The 540-nt window shown below is 56.9% G+C and carries 1 protein-coding gene; it reads right to left on the minus strand.

Features of this window, described 5'->3' with window-relative positions; genetic code table 11:
• Positions 1 to 238 (minus strand): hypothetical protein (locus tag COV06_03910; GenBank protein ID PIR47340.1); only part of this gene is annotated, 238 nt, incomplete at its 3' end.
• Positions 239 to 540 lie beyond the last annotated feature (302 nt).

Genomic DNA, 540 nt, shown 5'->3' on the forward strand with positions numbered 1-540 from the left:
CCCCCGTCGTGTCGTCGTCACCGGAGTCGTCATCATCGGGCGTCACGTCGTCATCGCCCGAATCATCGTCGTCCTCGGTCACGTCGTCGTCATCCACCACGGATGAATCGTCGTCGTCCGAGGTGATGTCGTCATCGTCATCCCCCGTCGTGTCGTCGTCCGCCAGAGTGGCGTCGTCGTCATCGGGGAGGATGGCGTCTCCCACAAAATCGCCGATCTGGGCGCAGCCGCCCAGCATCAGCACCAAAACCCAGATACAAGCTCGCATGGTCGACCCTCCTCATGGTGGTCCGTTGGGGTACTCGGTGTCCGAGTTTCAAAGGTACAGGGAGCAAAGCAACCTGTAAGGTCACAATGCCCAGCACAAAGGCTGGAGTAGATCGGCCTAACCGAGCCACTTCAACCTTTCTGCAAGCCCACTATAACACGCCAATCTAAGGGATTTTGGGGATTCTGTCAAGGGTTCCTCGGGCTTTGTATAAAAAGGACATTCAACGTCTCCTGCGGACGTCTCATTGACGCAGTTCATAAAACACCCTC

The organism is Candidatus Uhrbacteria bacterium CG10_big_fil_rev_8_21_14_0_10_50_16, from assembly GCA_002774875.1.
Lineage (GTDB): Bacteria > Patescibacteriota > Patescibacteriia > UBA9934 > UBA11717 > UBA11717.